The sequence below is a fragment of the Pirellulales bacterium genome (genome assembly GCA_019694435.1).
Lineage (GTDB): Bacteria > Planctomycetota > Planctomycetia > Pirellulales > JAEUIK01 > JAIBBZ01.
The window spans coordinates 1-23,592 of the sequence record JAIBBZ010000034.1; the positions used below are offsets into that span (position 1 = coordinate 1).

The following is a 23,592-nucleotide window of genomic DNA, read 5'->3' on the forward strand; positions in this document are numbered from 1 at the left end:
GTGGTCGCGGTGGCTGGCGCCTTGCAGGTGCTGGCGGCGGCGCTGCGCTTGGGCCAGTGGTTTCGTGCCGTGTCGCCGGCCGTGATTCACGGCATGCTTTCCGGCATCGGCATCCTGATCTTCGCCAGCCAGTTCCACGTGATGGTCGACGACCGCCCGCGCGAAAGCGGCTGGGAAAACCTGTTCACCCTGCCCAGCGCGCTGCAAAAGGGCCTGCCGCTCCCCGCGCCCGAGTCGGCCGCGTCGCGCCAGTCGCGCACGGCGCAGCTTCGCCAGGTGGGCCGTTTGCACGAACTGCAGGAAGAGATTCGCGAGTTGGTCGCCGAGAGCGTCAAACGCCAGGCGGCGCCCGACGAGCGACGCACCGAGGCCGAATGGATTCGCGCGCTGGTGCCCCGGCAACAAGCCGTGCTCGCGGAGCTCGACGTAGTGGTCGGCGAGTGCCGCGCCCGCACCGGCCGGCAGCGCGATCAACAGGCCTGCCGTGCCGGCGAAGAGGCCTTGGTCCAGATGCGCGCCGCCTTGGTCGATTTGGACCGGGGCGTGGTGGAACATGCCCTGCAATCGCAAGCGATCGCGTCCGCAGCGCTCCGCACGATACTCGACACGCTGAAGAATCACGACTGGGCGGCAAAGATCGGCGTGCTCACCATTCTGGTGCTGGTCGCCTGGCAGTTCTTGCCCTGGCAGCCGCTCCGGCGGGTGCCGGCACCACTCGCGGCCGTGATCGTCGCGACCGCGGCGGCGGGCGTTTTCAGCTTGCCGGTGTTGTACGTCGAGGTTCCCGATCGGCTCAGCGAGGGCGTGCACTTTCCGTCGCTCACGGCGCTCAGCGACGTGCCCCTCCGCGCGCTGTTGCAAGCCGCCATGTTCGTCGCCGTCATCGCCACGGCCGAGACGCTGCTGTGTGCTACGGCCGTCGATCAGATGCACGCCGGTCCGCGCACGCGTTATGAACGCGAGCTGTTCGCACAAGGCGTCGGCAACGCGATTTGCGGTCTGCTCGGCGCGCTGCCCATGACCGGCGTCATCGTCCGCAGCGCTGCGAACGTGCAGGCCGGTGGGCAAACGCGCTGGAGCGCCTGGCTACACGGTGTATGGCTCTTGGTGTTCGTCGTCGCCCTGGGCACTTTCTTGCGCATGATCCCCACGTCCTGCCTGGCAGCGATCCTGGTCTACACCGGTCTTAAACTCATCAACCTGGCGATCATCGGTCGACTGGCCGAGTTCGGGCGCGGCGAGGTGGTCGTCTACTTGATCACCGTCGGCACAATCGTCGGTGTCGACCTGCTGACCGGCGTAATCGTGGGCGTGGTCGTCTCGGCGCTGAAGCTGCTCTGGGTCTTCACCCGGCTCAAAGCGCGACTCGAAACCCGCGCCGGCGGCGGCGTGTCGCGGCTGCGACTCGAGGGCGCCGCGACATTCGTCAGGCTGCCGCTCTTGGCCGCCGAGTTGGAGCGCGTCGGTCCCGGCGACGAGCTGCACATCGACCTGGCGGGGCTCGATTACATCGACCACGCGTGTCTCGACTTGCTGAGGAACTGGAGCCGCCGGCACGAAGCTACCGGCGGCAAGCTGATCATCGATTGGGACTCGCTGGTCGCCAAATACGCCGCGGCTGACGATGCGACCGACGTGAATAGGCCCGGACTGCCGGATGCGTCGGCGGCCAGCGCGCACTGACTGACGCACCAACCCGCGAGCTCAGCCTACTGGGCCCGCGCCTGGCGCACTTCGTCGGTTACGCGCGAGGGCCCGGCTTTGCGCAGCGCGTCGAGCAACGTGGACTTGCTATACGGCTCGGCGAACACGATCGGCTCGTTGGGCCGGCCGGCGGGAAAGATGGCGAGCACGGGCACCTGCCGCGTGCCGGCGACGGCCTCGAGCAGCTTGGTTTCCTCGGGCGCATCGTGCGTCATGTCGGCCACGAGCGTCACGACCTCGTTGGCCAGGACCAGGTCCTTCGTCTCGCGCTGGTTAAGCACCGTTTTTTCGAGAAATTTACAGGTCGTACACCAATCGGCGGTGAAGTCGACCATCACGGTTTGATTGGCCGCGGTCAGGGCCTCGAGCCGCTTCATCGAGAAGGGCTGCCAAGGCAGCTCCTCGCCCTGGTGCGCGGCCGGCGCCTCGGGCGCCGTCGCGAATTGCGGATTGGCGTCGTTCATCCGCGCTTGATCGACGGCTCGGGCGACGAGCAGGTTGAAGCGGCTCTCCATCACGTCGTCGAGCCAGCTAAACGACACCGCGTAGAAAATCACCGAGAGGGCAATGGCCCCGGCCCAGGCAATCACACGTTCGCCAAACTCGGCATGGAGCGGCACCCGACCGTACCACCAGCAGGCCATCCACAGGCCGAACAGAAACGCCACCGAAGGAATCACCAGGTGGCCCGGCACGCTCATCAACAACCACACCACGGTACCCAGCAGCAAGAAACCCATGAACTGCTTGAACAGGTCCATCCAGGCGCCGGGCTTGGGCAGCCAGCGAATCAGGCGCGGAAAGGCCCCGATCATCAGGTAGGGGCTCGCCATCCCAAGTCCCACGGCCGTGAAGACCGCAAACGTACTGGGGGCCGGTTGCTTGACGGCCCAGGCGACGGCCGTGCCCATGAACGGACCCGTGCAAGGCGTCGCCAGCAGCGTGGTCACCACGCCTTTGGCGAACGCGCCGGCGGGGCCTTCCTTGTTGGCCAGTTTTTGGGCCGAGCCGCCCGTGGCAAAACCGGGAATCGGCACTTCCCAGATGCCCAGGAAGCTCAGGCCCATCGTAAACACCACCGCGGCCAGCGCGATGTTGAATTCGGGCTTGGTGAAGAGCTGTCCCCAGCCATATTTCAAACTCACGGCCAGCCAGGCCAACACGAGAAACACGGCGATCAGGCCGGCCGAATACCAGAGATTGAGCGAAAACACTCGCAACCGGCTCTCGCCGCTCTGCTGTACGAACGACAGGATCTTCAGGCCGATGACCGGCAGCACGCACGGCATGAAGTTCAAGAGCAGACCGCCGAGGAAGCCGCCCACGAGCCTGACGCCCAGCGAAGCATCGCTGGCGGCGCTCGTTTGCACCTGCAAATGTTCGAGATTGAGCGACGAGCCGGGCCCGCTCACGGCGGCTTCGGCCGCTTCTTTGTATTTGCCCGGCGCAAAGACCAGCGGCACGCGAGCCATCGAACCGCCCAGGTCGAGCATGGCCTGAAACGTCGCGCCGCGGGGTTTGTCACAGCCGCTCTCGGTGCACGACTGATAGCCGATCAGGCCCGAGATGTTGACCGGGCCCTTGGGCTCGTCAGTCGGGCGCAGTTCGATCGTCCAGGTCACCGGCCGGTCGTAATAGCTCTCGGTGGCGCCGGGTACACCGTCAAGCGGGTGCGTAATCGGCTCGCGGTCGGCCAGCGGTTGGCTCACCGTCCAATCGGCCGGCTGCTCGGTGACGATCAACGTAGGCTTCGAAATCTGCTCGGGATCGCGATCGGCCCAGGCGTAAATGTGATAGCCCGGATCGGGCATTGCCGTGATCACCAGCCGCAAGCCGCCACCGGACTCGGCGCGTTCGACGTAGCCTTCAAGCGCGGTCGCGCTGCCTGATTCACGAAATCCGGCGCTGCCTGCGGCACTGGGTTCCGCCGGAGCGGGCGCCGCGCCAGGTTGCGCCGCCGGGGCTGCCGCGGCGATGGCGGCCGCCTTGCCCAGCCGCGCTACGAACGGGTAATCGGTGGGGGGCATGCACCCGTTCGCATCGCACGCTTGGACGTTGACGATGCCCTTAATCTCAACCGCGGTCGGATCGACGCCCTCGGTGAATTCCAAAGGCACATACCAGAGCACGTCGCCCTCGTGGCTCTCGATCGAGATGCCGGGGAAGGCAATCGGCTCGGCACCGATGTGGGGCGGAGGAACCGCGACGAACTCGCCGGCCAGCTTGTACTGCGGCGACACGGCCAGCTTGATCTTGCTCTTGAGCGGACCACCCGGAGGCTGTGTCAGCGAATAGATGTGCCAGCCGGGCTGAATCGTGCAGCGAATCTGCAGTTGCGCGGGAGCATCGGCCGAAGGGGCGGTGAACTCGGCCGCCACGGCGATCTGGGCTTCCGGCTGCGCGGCGCTGCCCGCTAGCGGACCGTCGTCGAGCAGACCGGCGCCGGCCGGCTGCGCGTGGGCCATGGCGGCCCCGAGCCCGATCGCCCCCAGCAGGGCCACGAAGAGCCACGCCAGGACAATGCAGCGACGAGGAGAAATCAAGTAGGTCATTGTTGGGCAGGATTTTACCGCTGGCCGGCGGAGGCGGTCAATTTGCAGTCGTTCGGCCGACAGGCCTCGATACGCCAGCGCCACACTTAAGGTTCGCCCGGTAACCACAGGCGTTTAGTCTTACCTTCGGCGCCGTCTGGGGTTGAAGTCCGCCCCGGCCCCAGACCATCGCCCCGGTCGACCCTGTCGTTCAAGTTGAAAAGCCTGCTGACAGCAGCCAGAAACTGCCGGGCCACTGCTTCGATGTCGGCGAAGGCCTTTCGGTCACGGTACAGCCACTCGAGCCAGTTCACGCACGACAGCACGACCGTGCTGTGATCGAGCGCCGCTAGCGAAGACCGCTCGCCGTGAGCAAGCGGCCGGCGCGACTCGTACGCCGCCAACCCGGTTTGCCACAGCGCGTCGTCGTTGGCGGCCAGACTTCCGAGCAATCGCACGATATCGGTCGCCGGGCTGTCCGTCCGCAGCGCCCCGTAGTCAATGATTCCGCTGACCTGACCGCCTGCGAACAACACGTTCTGCCGCCAGATATCGCGAAGACAGGGACACCAAGGCACCTGCACGGTGCGTCGCGAGGAAAGCTCGATCGCCAACGGCGGCAGGAGTTTCTCGATGGGCCCCATCGCCGCCGTCGCCGTCGCGTCGATGGAAGCCAGACGGCCGTTGCGCACGGCCGACGCGATCGCTTGCCAATCGCCACGCAGCAGGGTCTCGACACGGTCCAACCGCTCGGCGATCACCCTGGCGGGCCCGATGCCGGCTTCTGGCGGCGGCAATTCACCCACGGCAAGGTGAAACTCGGCCAGCGCCTCGAGCGCCGCGGCGACCTGCTCGCTCGAACACGGCGGCCCCACGGCCGGGCTCCCCGGCAGCCACGGTGCGATTTCCCAAATCTGCCCGGCATGCTCAACGAAAGTCTCTCCTTGCCGAGTCTGTTGCGCGACGGCCAGCCCGCTGCATCCGTGCTCGGCGGCAAAGCGAATCACGCGGTGGATCCAGGCCAGGCGCCGGGCATCGGGGCCCGAGATTGGCCACTGCCGAACACCGTAGTCCCCAGCGGCGGTGTGCAGCCGCCAAAGTCGAGCCCCGCTGAACCCGCCGCCGACCACAGCCGTAACAACCTCAGCGTCGGCAAGATGGTCGGGATAGGCAGGCAGGACGGCCGCGATCTCATCAAATTCCGGTCGACGTCGCATAACGGGGGAAATGGGGTATATTTGAGAGTTCCAAAATCTAGGCAGAGCACGATGCCTACGACAGGCCGGTGCACCTGTCACCCTCGTGGAACCCCGCCCCTTACGCCACCCAGCCTGCGATGTAGCGATTCGCCGGCCGCCGGGTTGGCTTATGAACCATCAAGACGGATACACCCATGCGCGCTTGCCGCACCTTGTTCGGACCGATCCTCTTTGGTTGCCTGGCGCTGACGGTAGGGCTGTCGCACGCTGCGGACTCCCCGGCGAACGACACCCCCTCGGCTAGTGCCGAAGCTCCGGCCGCAAACGCCCGCGCCGCCGATACGGTTGCCACGGCAGCGCCGGCGTTTCCGCCCTTCAACGAGGTGATCAAAGAGCCCAAGACGACCGAGGGCCTGATCAAGATCCACCAGGAGAAAGGCCGGCTGTTTGCCGAACTGGCCCCCGGCGATCTGAACCGCGACTTCATCGTACTCATCGCCATCGCCAAGGGCATCGGCGAAGGTCCGCTGTTGGGCGGCATGACCTGGGGTTTTGGCGACGACTGGGTGTGGCAGTTCCGCAAGGTGGATGACAACATCCAGGTCGTCCGCCGCAATGTGCGATTCAAGGCCAACCCGGGCAGTCCCGAGGCCGACGCCGTCGCGCTGGCCTATACCGACAGCGTGTTGTTCGCGCTGCCGATCGCCACGATGAGCCCCTCGGGCGCCTATGTTGTCGATCTGTCGCAGGTGTTCTTGAGCGACCTGCCGCAAATCGCGTCGATCCTGCCGGGTTTCGGCTTTGCGTCCAACCGTTCGACCGTCTCGAAGGTCAAGGGTTTCCCGAACAATCTCGAATTGGAGATCGCCGCGACCTATGCCTCGGGCGGCATGATCGAGCTCGATTCGGTGCCCGATAGCCGCGGCGTGACGATCAACATCCACTATTCGATCAGCGCCTTGCCGCAGACGAACTACAAGCCGCGGCTGGCCGACGACCGGGTGGGCTATTTTCTCACGGTGACGAAGGACTATTCGAAGCAGGGCGATCTCGATCGCTTCGTGCGGTATATCAACCGCTGGCAACTGGAGAAGGCCGACGCGTCGGCCGAGTTGTCGCCGCCGAAGAAGCCGATCATCTTTTATCTCGAAAAGACGGTCCCCTACGCTTATCGCAAGCCGATCCGCGAGGGCATCGAAGAATGGAACAAGGCCTTTGAAAAGGCCGGTTATGTCAACGCCATCGAGGTGCGACAGCAGTCTGACCGGGACGAATGGGATCCCGAAGACATCAACTTCAATACGTTTCGTTGGATTACGGCCAGCGCCGGCTTCGCGATGGGGCCCAGCCGCGTGAACCCGCTGACGGGCCAGATTCTCGATGCCGACATCATCTTCGATGCCGACTTCGTCGAGTCGTGGAAGCAAGAGTACGAGACGTTCACTCCGGCCTCGATTGCCGCGCTCACCGGCGGCGCGCTGGACGTCAAGAGCTACGAGGAAGAGTTGCGCCGCATGCCGCAGTTCTTGCGCCATGCCCACGGTTGCCGCTGTGAACTGCACGGCGGCCTGACGCGCGAGCTGGCCTTCGGCTCGGCGGCCCTAACGATTGCCGCCGAGGCCTCGCCGGCGACTGATGGCCAGGTCGAGAAAATGATCCTGCAAGGCCTCAAGGAAGTGACCATGCACGAGGTCGGCCACACGCTGGGCCTGCGTCACAACTTCAAGGCCAGCAGCTGGCTCACACTGGCCGAGGCCAACGACCCGACGAAGACGTCGCAGCATGGCCTGACCGCCTCGGTCATGGACTATAACCCGACGAATATCGCCCCCAAGGGCACGCCGCAGGGCGACTACTTCTCGACGACGCTGGGCCCTTACGACCTGTGGGCGATCGAATACGGCTACAAGAACGTCAGCGGCGGGTCGCCCGAGGGTGAACTGGCCGAGCTCAAGAAGATCGCCAGCCGCTGCGGCGAGCCGGGCCTGGCCTTTGCGACCGACGAAGACACCCGCGGCATCGACAGCGACCCCTATTCGAACCGCTTCGACCTGGGCGCCGACCCGATCGAATACGCTTCGCAACGGGCCAAGATCATCGCCGATCTGTGGCCGGGCCTGGTCGACCGCGTCAGCGCGGAGGGCGACGGTTATCAGAAAGTCCGTCGGGCGTTCGGCATCCTGCTGGGCAACCACGGCCGCGCCATGTTCTTCGCCTCGCGATTCGTCGGTGGCGTGAGCGTCAACCGCGATCACAAGGGCGACGCCAATGCCAAGGCCCCGTTTGTGATCGTGCCCGCCGACAAACAACGCGCCGCGCTGGCGCTGCTCGAGGAACAGGTCTTCAGCGCCAAACCGTTTCAGTTTCCGCCCGAGTTGTACAACCACCTCGCCGCGTCGCGCTGGGTTCATTGGGGAACCTTCGACCCGCCGCGGGTCGACTATCCCGCGCATGAAGTCATCCTGATGTGGCAGACGCGGATCCTCGACCAACTGCTCTCGTCGCTCACCCTGCAGCGGCTCTACGACAGCGAGTTGAAGGTCGACGCCGACCAGGACGCGATGAGCACCGCCGAGCTGATCGAGCGGCTGACGACGGCCGTGTACGCCGAGTTGGGCAAGATCGACGCGGCCGGCCAGTACACCAACCGCAAGCCGGCCGTCAGCAGCCTGCGCCGTAACCTGCAGCGTTATTACCTGAGCATGCTGTCGTCGCTGGCGATGGGCAACTCGGGGGCGCCGGCCGACTGCGCCACGGTGGCCTATATCACGCTCGAAGACCTGAAGGCCAGGATCGACGCGCAGCTCGCCGCCGACGTCAAGCTCGACACCTACACCCGAGCCCACCTCCGCGAATCGTCGACGCGCATCGCCAAGGTGCTCGACGCCCGCCTGGAATTGGGCCAACCCTGATCGCCCGCACGCGCTGCCGGCTTTGCCGCCGGCAGCGCGCCGCGGTATCTTGAACGAGGCAGCTTTCGTTCGAGGTGCCGTGCGCGATGAAACTCATTCTGGCCGTCATTCAGCCAACCAAGCTTACGGCCGTGCGCGAAGCGCTCGCGCGCATCGGCGTCACGCGGATGACTGTCGGCGACGCCCAGGGCTATGCCCGCCAGCGCGGGCACACGGCCTTGTATCGCGGCCACGAGTATGCCACGAACCTCCTGCGCAAGGTGGCGCTGGAGATCGTCGTCAACGACGACTTTCTCGATCGCACTGTGGACACGCTCGTACAAGTGGCCCGCACCGGGCACGACGGCGAAATCGGCGACGGCAAGATCTTCGTGCTGCCGGCCGACGACACGATCCAGATCGACGACGGCCAGCGCGGCAAGGGAGCGGTCTGACGACCTGCCGAAACCGTCATGCGGGCCCTGTTCGTGACCGGCGATCTGATGTTCTCCTCGCACATCGTGGCGCAGGCCAAGGCCCGCGGCATCGCGATCGAACTGGCGTTGTCGCCGGCGGCCCTGCGCGAGAAATTCGCCGCCGCACCGGCCGCCGTCGTCGTGCTCGATCTGAATACCGCGGCGATCGATCCGGCGGAACTTGCCGCCTGGCTGCGGAGCCAACCGCAGCCGCCCGGCGCAATCTTGGCCTATGCACCGCACGTGCACGCCGATCGCCTGGCCGAGGCCCGCGCCGCCGGGTGCGACCAGGTGCTCACGCGCGGACAGTTTCACGAGCGCGGGGTCGATGCGATCGCAGCGGCCTTCGATCGCCAGGCATGAACCCGGTCGACACGCGCGCTCAAGCGACAGCCGTTCAGCGTGCTTGCGATGCAGCGCCCGCTATATCGCTCGCCCGTCATTTCACGCTATTCAACGTCGTCGAGCGTCGGCACGCCGGCCTCGTCGGTGCGCAGCTTCGGCAATTGGCCTTCGTCGGGCGAATCCTCGAGATACACCTCGTCGAGTTCATTGGCGTCGGTCGCCTGGCGCAGCAACAGGTAGATCGCGGTAAAGGCTGTCCAGAAGAAGCTATAGGCAAAACCCATGGACACGATCCGCACCACGTCGTTGGCCAGTCCGATCAGGTTGAGCCCGGCGCGCCCCAACAGGGCGGAATCGGCCAACCCAGTTCCGGCAGGCGACGAGGGGAATCCCAAGCGGCTGGGCGCAGCGCGCAGCAACTCGTCGATCAGCCCGCTACCGCTTCCCCAGGCTACGGTCCAGGCCGTGAGGTGGATGACCAGCGTGGCGAACGCCGCGACGATCAGCGAACCGAACGCACCCAGCACCGCCGCCACGGCGGCATAGACCAGGTAATGCAAGGGCCGCTGCAGCGTGTAGGAATACGACCGGCTGATCGCGTCGAAGGCGTCGGTCCCTTCGACGCTGATCGACGCCCACAGCAGCGGCCACCCGAACAACAGGCCCAGCAGCAAGATCGTCAGCGACAATCCGACCATCAAGAGCAGCGCCCACCACACGAGACCCAGCAGCAATACGCCAGCCTCACCGGCGCGCGCCAAGAGTCCCGGCAGCAGGCCGCCGAAGATCACCGCCAGCGCGACGCCGGCCAGCGGCAACAGCGGCGCGGCGACGTACCACAAAATTCGGCCCCGCGAAAACCGCAGCGCCCGGCCCAGCGTGCAGCGCTCTTCGCGGGCCAGTTGAACGGCGGCCATGCGCGTGATCGCGCCGCCGAGCCAGCCCCAAACCAGCGTCGCCCAGACGATACCTGCCACGAGCACGGCCGCGTCGTACGGGGTCACTTCGAGTTCGAAGAGCCGACGATAAGGGGCGCTGAGTTGTTCCCAGGGCCCCAGGATCGGGTTCGCCTGCCATGCGGCCTCGAGCAGATCGCTTCCCGAGGCGTTTTCCGGGAGCGTCGACAGGCCGCGCGTCGGCGATGGCGGTGCCGTAATCGGCGTTTCGCGGCCGGCCATGCGCTCGAGCGACTGCCAGCCGATGCTGGTCAGCACGATGCCGGCCGCCGCGAGCAGCAATTTGCGCGGATCGGTCGCCAGGCGAAAACAGCGCAACAACAACAGGCCGGGAAACAACTCGCGCCAGGCCACTTCGCGCAGCGAGGTTTGCGGCTCCGACATGACGTAGGTCCTCCCTGGACCGCCCTGGCCGGCCGTGGCTGGGGCTAATCCTCTACGGCGCCGGCGTAGTATAGAAACTGCCGCGAAAGACCGCGAGAGCGGCGCGCCGCGGCCATATTTTGCCGCGGGCGATCAATCTTCGATCGGGGCGTCTTCCCCCGCGTCTTCGCGCTCGATCTGCAGCCCATATTGTTCGCCCAGCCAGCGCCGCAAATCGATCTGCCGGCAACGTTCGCTGCAAAACGGCATGCACAATGCTCCGTCGGCGTCGAACTTCTGCTGGCAGATCGGGCAACGGACCAGGTGCGGCATGGCGGGCTTCAGTCGTTCTTGGTGGGCTTCTTTTTCGTTTCCTTGGGCGTCTTGCCTGACCCGCTGCCGCTGCCCGAATCGCTTTTCGAATCGCTTTTCGATTCGCCGGCGGGCTTATCGGCCGCGGCACCCTTCTTGTACGACTCGCTACGATAGTCGGTCTGGTAGAACCCCGAACCCTTGAACACGATTGCCGCACCCGTGCCGAACAGGCGGCGCAGTTTGTTCTTCTTGCAGGCGGGGCATTTCTTCTGCGGCTCGTCCTTGATCGATTGAAACAACTCGAACCGGTGTCCGCAGGCGTCGCACTCGTAGTCGTAGGTGGGCATGGCTCGGATCAACTCTCGCGAAAACATCGCCCCGCGAAGGGCCTGAACGGGGTGGGGGTACGTTGCGCCAAGTTTTCCTGTCGCTGCGAACGGCCATTCACGCGCGCGGTTCGAGCGCCTGCGCCACGATCACCTGCGCCGGCCGCACGACGCGGTCGTGCAGTTGATAGCCCGGCACGACGACCTGGATCACCGTGTTGGGTGCGTGGTCGGTGGTCGGCTGCTGCAGGATGGCCTGGTGCAGGTTCGGGTCGAACGGCTGGTGCAAGGCCACGATCTCCGCGCAGTGATGCTGCACTAACGCCTGGCGCAGCAACTGGGAGATCATCCGCACGCCTTCCAGCAAGCCGGTCGCGTCGGGGTTCTTCTCCGCGGCGGCAATCGCGCGATCGAGGTTGTCGATGACCGGCAACAGGTCGCGCAGCAGGTACAAGTTAGCGTAGCGGCGCTCGTCCTCCAGCTCGCGCTGCAGCCGCCGGCGCATGTTTTCCATTTCGGCCGTGGCGCGCAGCACGCGGTCCTGGGCCGTGGCCAGTTCTTGCTTGAGTTGTTCGATCTCCGCCTGGGCATCGGCCGCCAGCACAGACTGGCGGGCGGCCTCATCGTCGGTCGGACGGTCGGCATTCGGTTCGGCCACGTGCTATTCCTCCGTCGCCTTCGCGCTGTCATCGGGAATGAACAGGTCGCGCAGCTTTTCGAAAAACGTCTTGCGATGCGTGCTGACGTGCGTGTGTTCCAATTCGGCGAGCTCGCGCAGTAACTCTTCCTGCCGCGGCGAAAGCTGTTTCGGGACGTCGATGTAGACCTCGATCAGCAAGTCGCCCACGCCGCGCCGCCGCGGGTCGGGCAAGCCGCGACCGCGTTTCTTGAACACCTCGTGCGACGCCGTACCGTGCGGGATCACCAGTTCTTCAGGCCCGTCGAGGGTCGGCACCTGCACCGTCGCTCCCAACGCGGCCTGGGCATAGGTGATCGGCACCCGGGTGATCAGGTGCTGGCCCTCGCGCTGAAACAATGGGTGCTCGCGCACCGTGATGAACACGTAGCAATCGCCCCGGGCGCCGCCGCCGGGCGCCGCTTCGCCCTCGCCTTCGAGCCGCAGCCGGGTGTCGCTGTCGACGCCCGCCGGAATGCGCACCTCGCGCGACACGGGTTGCGGCACGACGCCGGCACCCGAGCAATTCCCGCACGGCGTCCGCACAACCGTCCCCTGCCCGCGGCACGCCGGACACGTGGTTTGCAGCCGGATGAATCCGGATGATTGAATCACCTGTCCGCGGCCACCGCAGTAGGTGCACGCCTCGGGCTGGGTGCCGGGCTTGGCCCCCGAACCGCGGCAGGTCGTGCAGCTCTCGTGACGCTCGAACTGCACAGTCTTGGTCACGCCGCGGGCCGCCTCGACCAGCTCGAGCGTCACGTCGCAGCGTACGTCGCCCCCGCGTCGCGGGCGGCGGCGGCCGCCGCGTCCGAACAGATCGCCGAAATCGCCGAAGATATCTCCGAACGCCTCGAAGATGTCGCCGGCATCGCGAAACTGCGAGCCGCCTCCCTCGAGGCCTGCATGGCCGTAGCGGTCGTAGCGCGCACGTTTATCGGGGTCGCTCAAGACCTCGAACGCCTCGGCGCATTCCTTGAACCGCTTGACGGCTTCCTGGTCGCCCGGGTTCTTGTCGGGATGAAACTTGATCGCCAGCTTGCGATAAGCATCGGCGATCTGCTTATCCGACGCGTCGCGGGCCACGCCGAGCAATTCGTAGTAATCGCGTTTTTCGGCCATCGTTACCATGGCTCATCAGGACACGCCGGCTGAGACCGCCTGTGCAATTTATAGGTCAATCGCCCGGCGGCGTCTTCGCCAGTTCGGCGCGGGTTGCAGCCAGTTGGGTGCAGATTGCAGGGAGTCTGGTTTGAAAAAAGGGCCACCGGTTCCCCAAGGGGAGCGGTGGCCCTGTTGCATGCCGTCATCCGGAACAGACGCGCGGGAACTAGCGGATCACGCCTTCGATCGGCTTGCGATCCTTTTCCTTGTCGTCCAGCTTCGTGACCAGGGCCTCGGTGGTCAGCAGCAAGGCCGCGATGCTGGCCGCATTGGCCAACGCACTGCGCACGACCTTGAGCGGATCGATCACGCCGGCCTTGATCAGGTCGCAATACTTGGCCGCGTTGGCGTCGTAGCCCTCGCTGCCGCTCTTCTGCCGCACTTCGTCGGCGACGACCGAGCCGTCGATGCCGCAGTTGTCGGCGATCTGGCGGATCGGGGCGCTGAGCGAGTGCAGGATGATGTCGACGCCGATCTTCTCGTCGCCCTTGGCCGACGAGCGGATCTTTTCCACGGCCGGCTCGCAACGCAGCAGGGCCACGCCGCCGCCCGGCAGAATGCCCTCTTCGACCGCCGCACGGGTCGCGTGTAGCGCGTCTTCGACGCGGGCCTTCTTCTGCTTCATGTCGGCTTCGGTGCCGGCTCCGACCGAGACGATCGCCACACCGCCGGTCAGCTTGGCCAGCCGTTCCTGGAACTTCTCGCGGTCGTACTCGCTTTCCGTGGCCTCGATCTGGTTGCGGATCTGGCCGATTCGGGCCTGAATCTCGGCCGTCTTGCCGGCGCCTTGCACGATCGTCGTGTCGTTCTTGTCGACCTTGATCTGCTTCGCCCGGCCCAGCTGACCGATCGTCACGCTCTCGAGCTTGATGCCCAGATCTTCGCTGATCAGCGTGCCGCCGGTGAGCACCGCGATGTCGCCTAACATCGCCTTGCGGCGATCGCCGAAGCCCGGGGCCTTGACCGCGCACACGTTGAGCACGCCGCGGAGCTTGTTCACGACCAGCGCCGCCAGCGCATCGCCTTCGACGTCTTCGGCGATGATCAACAGCGGCTTGCCGCTTTGGCTCGTGGCTTCGAGCAGCGGCACCAGCTCGCGCAGGTTGCTGATCTTTTTCTCATGAATCAGGATCAGGCAGTCGTCCAGCAAGCATTCCATCTCGGCCGGACGGTTGATGAAGTACGGCGAGATGTAGCCCTTGTCGAACTGCATCCCCTCGACCAACTCGAGCGTGGTCTCGGTGCCTTTGCCTTCTTCGACGGTGATCACGCCGTCCTTGCCGACCTTCTCCATGGCGTTGGCCAGGAGCTTGCCGATCTCCATGTCGTTGTTGGCGCTGATGGCGCCGACCTGGGCGATCTCTTCCTTGCTCGAGACCGGCTTGGCCAGGCTCTTGAGGTGCTCGATCGCCGCTTCGACCGCTTTTTCGATCCCGCGGCGGACGGCCATCGGGTTGCTTCCCGCGGCCACGTTGCGGCAACCTTCCTTGAAGATCGCCCGGGCCAGCACGGTCGCGGTCGTGGTACCGTCGCCGGCGATGTCCGAGGTCTTCGAGGCGACCTCGTTCACCAGCTTGGCACCCATGTTTTCGAACGGGTCTTCCAGTTCGATTTCCTTGCTGACGGTCACGCCGTCCTTCGTCACGGTGGGGCCGCCGAACGACTTGTCGATCACCACGTTCCGCCCGGTGGGGCCCATGGTCACCGCGACCGCGTCGGCGAGCTTCTCCACGCCGCGCAGCATCTTGTGCCGCGCGGAATCTTCAAATAGCAATTGCTTAGCCACGCTGTCGGCTCCTTCGTGATTGATTTCGTGTTGCGGTTGCGCTATTACTCGCGCTGACGTAACCAGCTACTCGCGCTGACGTCATCAGCTCACGACCTTGGCCAGGATGTCGGTCTCGCGAAGGATCTTCACCTCGCGACCGGCCACCTCGATCTCGGTGCCCGAGTACTTGCCATAGATCACTTCGTCGCCCACCGCCACGGAGAGCGCCCCGCGCTGTCCGCTGTCGAGCAGCTTGCCGGGGCCGACCGAAATGACCGTCCCACGCTGCGGCTTCTCTTTCGCGCTGTCGGGCAGCACGATCCCGCCGGCGGTCATTTCTTCCGCTTCCTTCGGTTCGACGACGACGCGGTCATCCAGGGGACGCAGCTTGATGTCCTTCATAGAGTCAATCTTTCCTGTTCGAGTGATTTGCGATTGATGCGAAATTTGCAGTTCGGTTGAGTTGTCACCTGCTCGCGAGCGAGCTGGTCGCGTTGCCGGTACATCGGCTTACATCATGCCGCCCATGCCACCCATGCCGCCCATCCCCATGCCGCCCATGCCTCCCATGCCACCCATTCCGCCCATGCCATGGTCGTCGTGGTGATGGCCGTTGCCGGCTTCGTCCTCTTCCTTGGGAATGTCCGTCACGAGGCACTCGGTCGTCAGCAGCAGCGCGGCCACGCTCGCGGCATTTTGCAGCGCGGTCCGCACGACCTTGGCCGGGTCGATGATGCCCGCAGCGACGAGGTCGCAGTAAGCGTCCTTGTCGGCGTCGTAGCCCTCGTTCTTGTTCTTGAGATGCTTGACGCGATTCACGACTACGGCGCCGTCGACGCCTGCGTTCTCGGCGATGTAGCGCAACGGGTAATCGAGCACGTTGCGAATGATCCGCACGCCGAACGTCTCGTCGCCGATGGCTTCGACCTTTTCCAGGGCCTTTTCGCAACGAATCAGGGCCACGCCGCCGCCGGGCACGATGCCCTCGGCCAACGCGGCCTGCGTCGCGCTCTTGGCGTCTTCGATCAGCGCCTTGCGCTCCTTCATTTCGGTTTCGGTCGCGGCCCCGACGTTGATCTGCGCCACACCGCCAGCCAGCTTGGCCAGCCGCTCTTGCAGCTTCTCGCGGTCGTAGTCGCTATCGGTCACCGTGATCTCGCGGCGAATCTGCTCGACGCGGCCCTCGATTTCGGCCTTCTTGCCGGCGCCGCTGACGACGGTCGTCTCTTCCGAGGTGATGACGACCCGCTTGCAGCGGCCCAGGTCGGTCAGCTTGGCCGATTCGAGCTGCACGCCCAGGTCCTTGAAGATGGACGTGCCGCCGGTCAGCACAGCGATATCGCCCAGCATCGCCTTGCGACGATCGCCGTAGCCGGGGGCCTTCACGGCGCAAACGCTGATGATGCCGCGCATCTTGTTGACCACCAGCGTGGCCAGAGCCTCGCCCTCGACGTCTTCGGCGATGATCAGCAGCGGCTTGCCGGCCTTGCTGATCGCCTCGAGCAACGGCACCAGTGCCTTGGCCGAGGAAATTTTCTCTTCGTAGATCAAGATATACGGGTTCTCGAGCTCGACCTTCTGCTCGTCCTGGTTGGTCACAAAGTGCGGCGAGAGGAAGCCGCGGTCGAACTGCATCCCTTCGACGACCTCGACGAACGTCTCGGTCTGCTTGCCCTCTTCGACGGTGATCACTCCGTCTTTGCCGACCTTCAAGAACGCCTCGGCCAGCACTTCGCCGATCGACGGATCGTTGTTGCCGGCGATCGTGGCGACCTGCATGATCGCCTTTTTGTCTTTTTCACCCACCGGCGTGGCCAGCTTGCCGATCGTCTCGACGACGACCTCGACCGCCTTGGCGATGCCGCGCGAGAGGGCCATCGGGTCGGCCCCGGCGGCAATCATCTTCAGGCCTTCGCGATAGATCGACTCGGCCAACACGGTGGCGGTCGTCGTGCCGTCGCCGGCCACGTCGTTGGTCTTGCTCGCGGCCTCCTTGACCAATTGCGCCCCGAGGTTCTCGTTCGGATCGACCAGGTCGATGTCCTCGGCCACGGTCACCCCGTCCTTGGTCACCTTCGGCGACCCCCAACCCTTGTCCAACACGGCGTTCCGGCCCCGCGGACCCAGCGTGCTGCGCACGGCCCGGGCAAGCTTCGTCACGCCGGCCAGCAGCGGCTTGCGGGCCTCATCGTCAAAGACCATCAACTTTGCCACGGCGAGATACTCCTGAAGGCGTGGATGTGAATGAAGATTGAATCGGTGGAGCTTGGACGCCGGGCGACGGGCTCGAGCCTCTGCCGCCGCGGCGATTGCAGTTCTGCAAGTCGGGCAGGACCGTAGGCATCGGCTGCCCGATTGGCAGCCCGACACCCTGGTCGCCACGCACAGAACGCAACCGGTGTGCCAGGGCTGAAAGGCACTGCACAACCGGCTCGCATCAAAGCACTTGCGACTTAGAAATCGCTGAGATACCGCTGAGCGCTCCGCGCGGGAAAAACAGCGAGAATGCCAATATGGCAGGAGGAAGCCCGCGTTTCTGGCCCCGAAGACCGCCTCGACTAGGGCACAAACGATGCGGCTGGGTCGACCCGGCAGGCGAATTCGGCCAGCAGGTCGGCCGCCCGATCGATGTCGTCCAGCGAGATCATTTCGACCGCGCTGTGCATGTAGCGGTTCGGGATGCTCACCAGGCCCGTGGCCATCCCGGCCCGGTTTACTTGCATCACGTTGGCGTCGGTCCCTGTCGCCCGGCTGCACGCCTGCAACTGGATCGGGATATTGGCGGCCGTGGCCGCGGCCACCAGTTGATCGACCACGACCGGGTTCATATTGGGCCCCCGGGTGACGACGGGCCCTTTGCCTAGTGCGACGTCGCCTTCTTGCTTCTTGTCGATCGTCGGACAGTCCGTGGCATGCGTCACGTCGACGGCGATCCCGACCTGCGGGTCGATGCCAAAGCTGCTGGTCTTGGCGCCGCGGAGCCCCACTTCTTCCTGGACCGTCGAGACGGCATACAGTGCGCACGGCAGCGAACGCGCCGCGGCGCGGCGCAAGGCCTCGACGACGACCCACAGGCCGGTCTTGTCGTCCATCGCCGGCGAAACCGCCAGGCCGTTGCGCAGCTCGCGAAACGACATTTCCAGCGTGATCGGATCGCCCACCCGGACCAGCTTTTCGGCCTCGGCCTTGTCGCGGGCGCCGATATCGAGCCACAGGTCCTTGAGCTTGGGCACCACCTTCCGCTCTTCGTCGGTCAGCAGGTGAATCGCCTTGCGGGCAATCACGCCATGCACCGGTCCCGCGGCGGTCCAAACGGTGAGCCGCTGCCCAATCAATTGCATCGGATCCCAGCCGCCGATGGGCTGCACGTAGAGAAATCCCTCGCCGTCGATGTACTGGACCAACAGGCCGATCTGATCGCAGTGGCCGGCGAGCATGACCCGCAGCGGGGCGTCGGGATTCTTGACGGCGATCACGTTGCCGTGCAGGTCGGTCGTGACCCGGTCGGCGAACTGCCCGACATACCTGCGGACGACATCCTGAATCGGTCGCTCGTAGCCCGAGGGGCTCGGCGTGGCAAGCAAGGTCTCGAGAAACTCGCGGGCAGCCTGGTCCATGGTGAATGCTGTGTCTGGGTATCGTAAGAGCTGGAAAGATTTGGCCGCAAACTAGGTCGCCAGGGCGAAGTGTGCAAGCCGAAAACGCCCCAGCCATGGCGGGGCGCGGCCGCGGGGTGCGGCGGTTGACGCCCCCGGGGCGGGCCTCCTACGATGGCCAAATTCGGCACTTCGCGGCGCCGGTCGGCCCTGGTGTTTTTGCCCCGCCGACCGCGTCTGGCGCCGTTCTTCCACGCCCCACGATTTCGCGCGAGCAACTCGGCTGCCCCGATGGAAAAAACCAAGGTCGCCATCGTCGGCATGGGCACGGTGGGTACGGGCGTCGCGCGGCTGTTGATCGATCACGGCGACCGCGTCGCCCGGCACGCAGGACGTGCGCTGTGGCTGGAAAAGGCCGTGGTCCACGACTTGAGCAAGCCGCGGACCTACGAATTGCCTGCCGGCGTGCTGACCGACGACCTTCGCGCCGTGACGGACGACCCCGAGATCAAGGTAGTCGCGCACCTGGTCGGCGGTCTCGAACCGGCCCGGTCGATCATGCTCGCGCTGTTGGAAAGCGGGAAGGACGTCGTCACGGCCAACAAGGCCCTGCTGGCCGAGCACGGGCCCGAGTTGTTCGATCGGGCCCGCGAGTTGGGCCGCTCGATCGCGTTCGAGGCGTCCGTGGCCGGCGGCATCCCGATCGTCGCCAGTATCAGCACCTGCCTGAGCGCCAATCAAATCGAATCGCTGAACGCGATCCTCAACGGCACGAGCAACTACATCCTGACGCAGATGGAAGAGCGCGGGTGGAGCTACAGCGACGCCGTGGCCGAAGCGCAGCGGCTGGGCTATGCCGAGGCCGACCCGACGATGGACGTCGACGGCAGCGACGCCGCGCAAAAGCTGGCGATTCTTGCGCACCTGGCATTCGGCGCGCGGAGCCATTGGCGCGAAATCTCGCGCCGCGGCATCGACACGCTCGAGCTGTCCGACATGCACTACGCCCGCGAATTGGGCTATCGCATCAAGCTGCTGGCCGTGGCGCAACTGGTGGGCGACAGCCTCGAGCTGCACGTCTCGCCGACGCTGGTCAAGCTGGGGACCCCGTTGGCCGAAGTGCGCGAGGCCTACAACGCCATCCGCGTGGTCGGCGACGCCGTGGGGCCGGTGTTTTTCCACGGCCGGGGCGCCGGTCAGATGCCGACTGCTTCGGCCGTCGTCGCCGATCTGATCGACACCGTCGTGGGCCGCACGGCAATTACTTTTCGCACGCTCGAGCTCTGGTCGCGCCGCGATGCCCGGGTCGCCCCCCGCGAACACGCCAAGGTGACAGGCAGGTTCTACCTGCGGTTCGACGTCGACGATCGCCCCGGCGTGATGGCCGACATCACCGGCGTGCTCGGCCGGCACGGCATTTCGATCGCCTCGGTCATCCAGCACGAGGCCCAGCGTCAGGACGTGGTGCCGTTGGTGATCATGACGCATCAAACGACCGAAGGGGCCTCGCTGCACGCCGTGGCCGAGATCGATCAGTTGCCTTGCGTCCGCTCGCGCAGCGTGCGGATGCGCGTGCGCGGCTCTTGAGGTAGGACCATGAAGTACGCGATCGTCATTCCCGACGGCTGTGCCGATGAACCGCAAGCGTCGCTCGGCGGCAAGACCCCGCTCGAAGCGGCCCAGGTGCCGAACATGGACGCCGTGGCCCGCGCGGGCATCGTCGGCCGATCGAACAACGTGCCCGCCTCATTGCCGGCCGGCTCGGACGTGGCCACGCTGAGCCTGTTCGGCTACGACCCAATGAAGCATTACACGGGCCGCGCGCCGCTCGAAGCCGCCGCGCAGGGGATCGACCTCGGCCGCGACGACTGGGCCATCCGCTGCAACCTGGTGACCGTCGAAAACCAGGTGATGAAGAGCTTCACGGCTGGCCACATCTCGACGGCCGAGGCCACCGAGCTGTTAACCACGGCGCAAGAGCGACTGGGTGGCCCGCGGTTCGAGTTCCGACCCGGCGTTAGCTATCGCAATCTGCTGATCTACCGCGGCGCCGGCGAGCCGGCTCCGTTCCATCTCGACACGCGTACCACGCCGCCGCACGACCTGACCGACAAGACGGTGCTCAACGACTACCCACGCGGGCCCGGCAGCGACCTGCTGAACAAGCTGATGAGCGACAGCGTCGAGTTGTTTCGCGACCACCCGGTCAACCGGGCCCGCATCGCCGCCGGCAAGCCGCCCGCGACCAACATCTGGCTCTGGGGGCAGGGCGGGGCGCCCGCGCTGGCGCCGTTTGCCGATCTTTACGGCCGCCGCGGCGCGATGATTACGGCGGTCGACCTGCTGCGCGGGCTGGCAGTGCTTTTGGGCTGGGAACGTATCGAAGTGCCGGGCGCAACGGGCTACCTCGACACCGACTACGCCGCCAAGGGGCGCTACGCCATCGAGGCATTGCCCAAGTGCGATTTGATCTGCGTCCACGTCGAGGCCACGGACGAGGCGTCGCACGAAGGCAACGCGGCCGCCAAGGTCAAAGCCCTGGAAGAAATCGACCGCCACATCGTGGGCCCCTTGCACGCAGCGCTGGCGGCCCAAGGGGAGTACCGCATTCTCGTCAGCCCCGACCACCCCACCCCCCTGCGCACGAAGACGCACAGTCACGGCTACGTGCCCTGGGCGATTTGCGGAACGGGCGTCACGGCCGATCCGCTTGCGACCTACGACGAGCCGTCGGCGGGCCGGTCCGAGCGGAGCTTTGCCGAGGGCTGGCAATTGATGCGTTATTTTCTCGACGGAAACAGGTGAGGCGAGATGGGATTGATCGTGCAGAAGTTTGGCGGTTCGAGCGTGGCCGACGCCGGCAAGATTTTGGCCGCGGCGCGCAAGGCCGTCCGCGCGGCGCAGCAGGGCAACCAGGTCGTGATGGTCGTCAGCGCCATGGGCGACCAGACGGATCACCTGCTCGACCTGGCAGGACAGATCACCGAAACTCCGCCGGCGCGCGAGCTCGACATGCTCCTCTCCACCGGCGAGCAGGTGAGCGTGGCGCTGATGGCCATGGCCATCAACAGCCTGGGCCACAAGGCCGTAAGTTTGACCGGCGCCCAGATCGGCATTCGCACCGACAGCACGCACACCAAGGCCCGGATCAAGTCGATCTCGACCGACCGCATGCGCAAACTGCTGGACGAGGGGAACATCGTCATCGCGGCCGGCTTTCAAGGCATCGACGAAGACTTCGATATCACGACGCTCGGCCGCGGCGGCAGCGACACGACGGCCGTCGCCTTGGCCGCGGTGCTCGAGGCCGACGCCTGCGAGATTTACACCGACGTCGACGGCGTCTATTCGACCGACCCGCGGATCCTGCCCGAAGCCCGAATGATGCACCAGGTGAGCTACGACGAGATGCTCGAGTTGGCGAGCCTGGGCGCGGGCGTCATGCACAGCCGGTCGATCGAGTTCGGCAAGAAGTTCAGCACCCCGATCCACGTGCGCAGCAGCTTCAGCGACCGGCCGGGTACGATGATCGTCGCCGAGCCCGAATCGGTGGACCGGCCGGTGAGCGGTGCGGCCCTGGTGCGTGACGAAGACCGGATCACGATCACCGGCGTGCCCGACCGCCCCGGCGTGAGCCTGGCGATCTTCTCGAAGATCGCGGCCAAGAACATCGCGGTCGATATGATCGTGCAGAACGTCGGTGGCGAAGGCCGCGCCGACATCTCGTTCACCGTCGTCGAAAAGGAACTCCGGCCGACGCTCGAAGCGGTCGCGCAAGCTGCCGCCGAAATCGGCGCGCATGGCGTCAGCCACGACTCGAACGTCGCCAAGGTCTCGGCCGTGGGCCTCGGCATGGCCCGGCAGACCGGCGTCGCCCAACGAATGTTTCGCGCCCTGGCGGATGCCGGCGTGAACATCCTGATGGTCACCACGAGCGAGATCAAAATCTCCGCGCTCGTGGCTCGCGACCAGGCGTTCGAAGCGCTACGGGCCGTGCACCGTGCGTTTCATCTCGAGCAGGAGCCGCCCGCCGACGGTGCCCGAACCGCCGCGGCTGTCCGGGCCAAGGCCACGGCGGCCGACGTCGTCACGCGCCTGACCCGGCTGCAAGGCATGGAAGACCTGACCATCGACGGCATCGCGCTGGACGACGCACAAGGACTCGTCACCGTGCACGGCGTGCCCGATCGGCCGGGCATCGCTGCAGCGTTGTTCGAAGCCGTGGCCGCCGGCGGAATTCTCGTCGACCTGATCGTGCAAAGCTTCTCGGGCCAGGAGCTGGCCAGCATCAGCTTCACGGTCCCACGCGAGGACGTTACGAAAAGTATCGAACTGGCCCGCCAGGTCGCCAAGCAGCTTGGCTGCGGCCAAATCACTTCCTGCCCGAGCGTGGCCAAGCTGGCCGTCTCGGGCATTGGGATGCGGAGCCACGTGGGCGTCGCCATCCGGATGTTCACCGCGTTGGCCAACGCGGGGATCAACATCGACCTGATCGGCACCAGCGAGGTGCAGGTCAACGTGGTCGTCGAGGGGAACAACGGCGCCGCGGCGCTCGCCTGTCTGCAGCGCGAGTTTGCCGACGTGCAGCACTAGCGGTTCGCCGCGGCCCAGGGTCACCGACGCCGACGTCGCGACGCGCGATCTCGGTCTAGAACGGGCCGATGGCTGCCGGGCCTGCGCCGACCCACCCTGGCGCTACGCGAGTCACCCGGCAGCTACGAGTTGCCCAACACGTCGTTGAGCACTTCTTCGTTGACGTAGATCGGCAGGTGTGGCTTGCAACTCACGGCCACGGCGATCGCATCGCTCGGCCGTGCGTCGACTTCAATCAACTCGCCGTCGTGCCGCAGCCGTAGCCGGGCAAAATAAGTCTGCTGCTTCAACTCGCTGATGATCACGTCCTGAAACTCGGCCCCGAGCTGGTCGGCCACGTTGACGAGCAGGTCGTGCGTCAGCGGCCGCGGCGAGCTTTGCCCTTTGACGCGGCGGTCGATGCTCGTGGCCTCGAAAATGCCGATCAAGATCGGGAACGTGCGGTCCCCGTCGACCTCTTTCAGGAAGATCATCTGCTCGTTGTTGATCTCGCTGATGATGATCCGCGAAAGTTCCATTTGCACGGGCATAGACCCAGTCCTCGGGCAGCAAGGGCAGGCAAGCGGCGGACGCCACCCTCGATTATAGGCGTCGGCCACCTAGCCGCTAGAACTGCCGACTGGCAGCAACTTACTGCCGGATCTGGTCACGCCGAAGCGGACTTCGCCCAGCGTCCGGAGCACAAATTG

19 protein-coding genes are annotated in these 23,592 nt (G+C 65.6%); 7 read left to right on the forward strand and 12 right to left on the reverse strand.

Going from position 1 to position 23,592, the window contains the following annotated elements:
* On the forward strand, nucleotides 1-1,683 hold a 1,683-nt coding region (locus K1X74_19405), incomplete at its 5' end, for an STAS domain-containing protein (GenBank protein MBX7168513.1).
* A gap of 26 nt (nucleotides 1,684-1,709) precedes the next feature.
* Here K1X74_19405 and K1X74_19410 read toward each other — a convergent pair.
* Both K1X74_19410 and K1X74_19415 read right to left on the reverse strand, forming a co-directional pair.
* Nucleotides 1,710-4,247 (reverse strand): thioredoxin family protein, encoded by a 2,538-nt coding sequence (locus K1X74_19410; GenBank protein MBX7168514.1) that lies wholly within the window; start codon nucleotides 4,245-4,247, stop codon nucleotides 1,710-1,712.
* Nucleotides 4,248-4,342: 95 nt separating this feature from the next.
* Nucleotides 4,343-5,452, reverse strand: a complete 1,110-nt coding sequence (locus K1X74_19415) for a phosphotransferase (protein MBX7168515.1) — start codon at nucleotides 5,450-5,452, stop codon at nucleotides 4,343-4,345.
* Nucleotides 5,453-5,628: 176 nt separating this feature from the next.
* Between K1X74_19415 and K1X74_19420 the strand changes: the two genes are divergently transcribed.
* From K1X74_19420 to K1X74_19430, 3 genes are all read left to right on the forward strand, one after another.
* Entirely contained in the window at nucleotides 5,629-8,346 is a 2,718-nt protein-coding gene (locus tag K1X74_19420; protein MBX7168516.1) for a zinc-dependent metalloprotease, read from the forward strand.
* An 86-nt stretch (nucleotides 8,347-8,432) separates the two neighbouring features.
* Complete coding sequence (locus K1X74_19425) at nucleotides 8,433-8,780, forward strand: P-II family nitrogen regulator (protein ID MBX7168517.1); 348 nt, start codon at nucleotides 8,433-8,435, stop codon at nucleotides 8,778-8,780.
* A gap of 18 nt (nucleotides 8,781-8,798) precedes the next feature.
* Nucleotides 8,799-9,164 carry a hypothetical protein gene (locus tag K1X74_19430; GenBank protein MBX7168518.1) on the forward strand — a complete coding sequence of 122 codons (366 nt, stop codon included), beginning with the start codon at nucleotides 8,799-8,801 and terminating at the stop codon, nucleotides 9,162-9,164.
* An 86-nt stretch (nucleotides 9,165-9,250) separates the two neighbouring features.
* Here the strand turns inward: K1X74_19430 and K1X74_19435 are convergent, their stop codons facing one another.
* The 9 genes from K1X74_19435 to K1X74_19475 all read right to left on the reverse strand — a co-directional run bounded on the left by K1X74_19435 (nucleotide 9,251) and on the right by K1X74_19475 (nucleotide 18,331).
* The gene (locus tag K1X74_19435) at nucleotides 9,251-10,486 is read right to left on the reverse strand and encodes a hypothetical protein (protein ID MBX7168519.1); all 1,236 of its coding nucleotides are present in this window, start codon (nucleotides 10,484-10,486) and stop codon (nucleotides 9,251-9,253) included.
* Nucleotides 10,487-10,618: 132 nt separating this feature from the next.
* Complete coding sequence (locus tag K1X74_19440) at nucleotides 10,619-10,798, reverse strand: DNA gyrase inhibitor YacG (protein MBX7168520.1); 180 nt, start codon at nucleotides 10,796-10,798, stop codon at nucleotides 10,619-10,621.
* Nucleotides 10,799-10,806: 8 nt separating this feature from the next.
* Nucleotides 10,807-11,127, reverse strand: coding sequence for a zinc ribbon domain-containing protein (locus K1X74_19445; protein MBX7168521.1), 321 nt, complete (start codon nucleotides 11,125-11,127; stop codon nucleotides 10,807-10,809).
* A 97-nt stretch (nucleotides 11,128-11,224) separates the two neighbouring features.
* Nucleotides 11,225-11,764 (reverse strand): nucleotide exchange factor GrpE, encoded by a 540-nt coding sequence (gene grpE, locus K1X74_19450; GenBank protein MBX7168522.1) that lies wholly within the window; start codon nucleotides 11,762-11,764, stop codon nucleotides 11,225-11,227.
* Between the two features lie 3 nt (nucleotides 11,765-11,767).
* On the reverse strand, nucleotides 11,768-12,904 hold the full coding sequence (dnaJ, locus tag K1X74_19455) for a molecular chaperone DnaJ (protein ID MBX7168523.1): 1,137 nt from the start codon (nucleotides 12,902-12,904) through the stop codon (nucleotides 11,768-11,770).
* 208 nt (nucleotides 12,905-13,112) lie between these two features.
* Nucleotides 13,113-14,732 (reverse strand): chaperonin GroEL, encoded by a 1,620-nt coding sequence (groL, locus tag K1X74_19460; protein MBX7168524.1) that lies wholly within the window; start codon nucleotides 14,730-14,732, stop codon nucleotides 13,113-13,115.
* A gap of 84 nt (nucleotides 14,733-14,816) precedes the next feature.
* Nucleotides 14,817-15,125: a co-chaperone GroES gene (groES, locus tag K1X74_19465; GenBank protein MBX7168525.1), complete on the reverse strand. Its 309-nt coding sequence runs from the start codon at nucleotides 15,123-15,125 to the stop codon at nucleotides 14,817-14,819.
* Nucleotides 15,126-15,224: 99 nt separating this feature from the next.
* The gene (gene groL / locus K1X74_19470) at nucleotides 15,225-16,916 is read right to left on the reverse strand and encodes a chaperonin GroEL (protein ID MBX7168526.1); all 1,692 of its coding nucleotides are present in this window, start codon (nucleotides 16,914-16,916) and stop codon (nucleotides 15,225-15,227) included.
* A gap of 356 nt (nucleotides 16,917-17,272) precedes the next feature.
* Nucleotides 17,273-18,331 (reverse strand): M42 family metallopeptidase, encoded by a 1,059-nt coding sequence (locus K1X74_19475; protein ID MBX7168527.1) that lies wholly within the window; start codon nucleotides 18,329-18,331, stop codon nucleotides 17,273-17,275.
* Nucleotides 18,332-18,601: 270 nt separating this feature from the next.
* Here K1X74_19475 and K1X74_19480 point away from each other — a divergent pair, with 270 nt between their 5' ends.
* The 3 genes from K1X74_19480 to K1X74_19490 are packed head-to-tail and all read left to right on the forward strand — an operon-like array spanning nucleotide 18,602 to nucleotide 22,903.
* Nucleotides 18,602-19,897, forward strand: coding sequence for a homoserine dehydrogenase (locus K1X74_19480; GenBank protein MBX7168528.1), 1,296 nt, complete (start codon nucleotides 18,602-18,604; stop codon nucleotides 19,895-19,897).
* A gap of 9 nt (nucleotides 19,898-19,906) precedes the next feature.
* Nucleotides 19,907-21,115, forward strand: a complete 1,209-nt coding sequence (locus K1X74_19485; GenBank protein MBX7168529.1) for a cofactor-independent phosphoglycerate mutase — start codon at nucleotides 19,907-19,909, stop codon at nucleotides 21,113-21,115.
* 6 nt (nucleotides 21,116-21,121) lie between these two features.
* Nucleotides 21,122-22,903, forward strand: a complete 1,782-nt coding sequence (locus K1X74_19490) for an aspartate kinase (protein ID MBX7168530.1) — start codon at nucleotides 21,122-21,124, stop codon at nucleotides 22,901-22,903.
* A gap of 122 nt (nucleotides 22,904-23,025) precedes the next feature.
* On the opposite strand, the gene K1X74_19495 is transcribed toward K1X74_19490, so the two are convergent.
* Nucleotides 23,026-23,433, reverse strand: a complete 408-nt coding sequence (locus tag K1X74_19495; protein ID MBX7168531.1) for a bifunctional nuclease family protein — start codon at nucleotides 23,431-23,433, stop codon at nucleotides 23,026-23,028.
* Nucleotides 23,434-23,592: the final 159 nt, after the last annotated feature.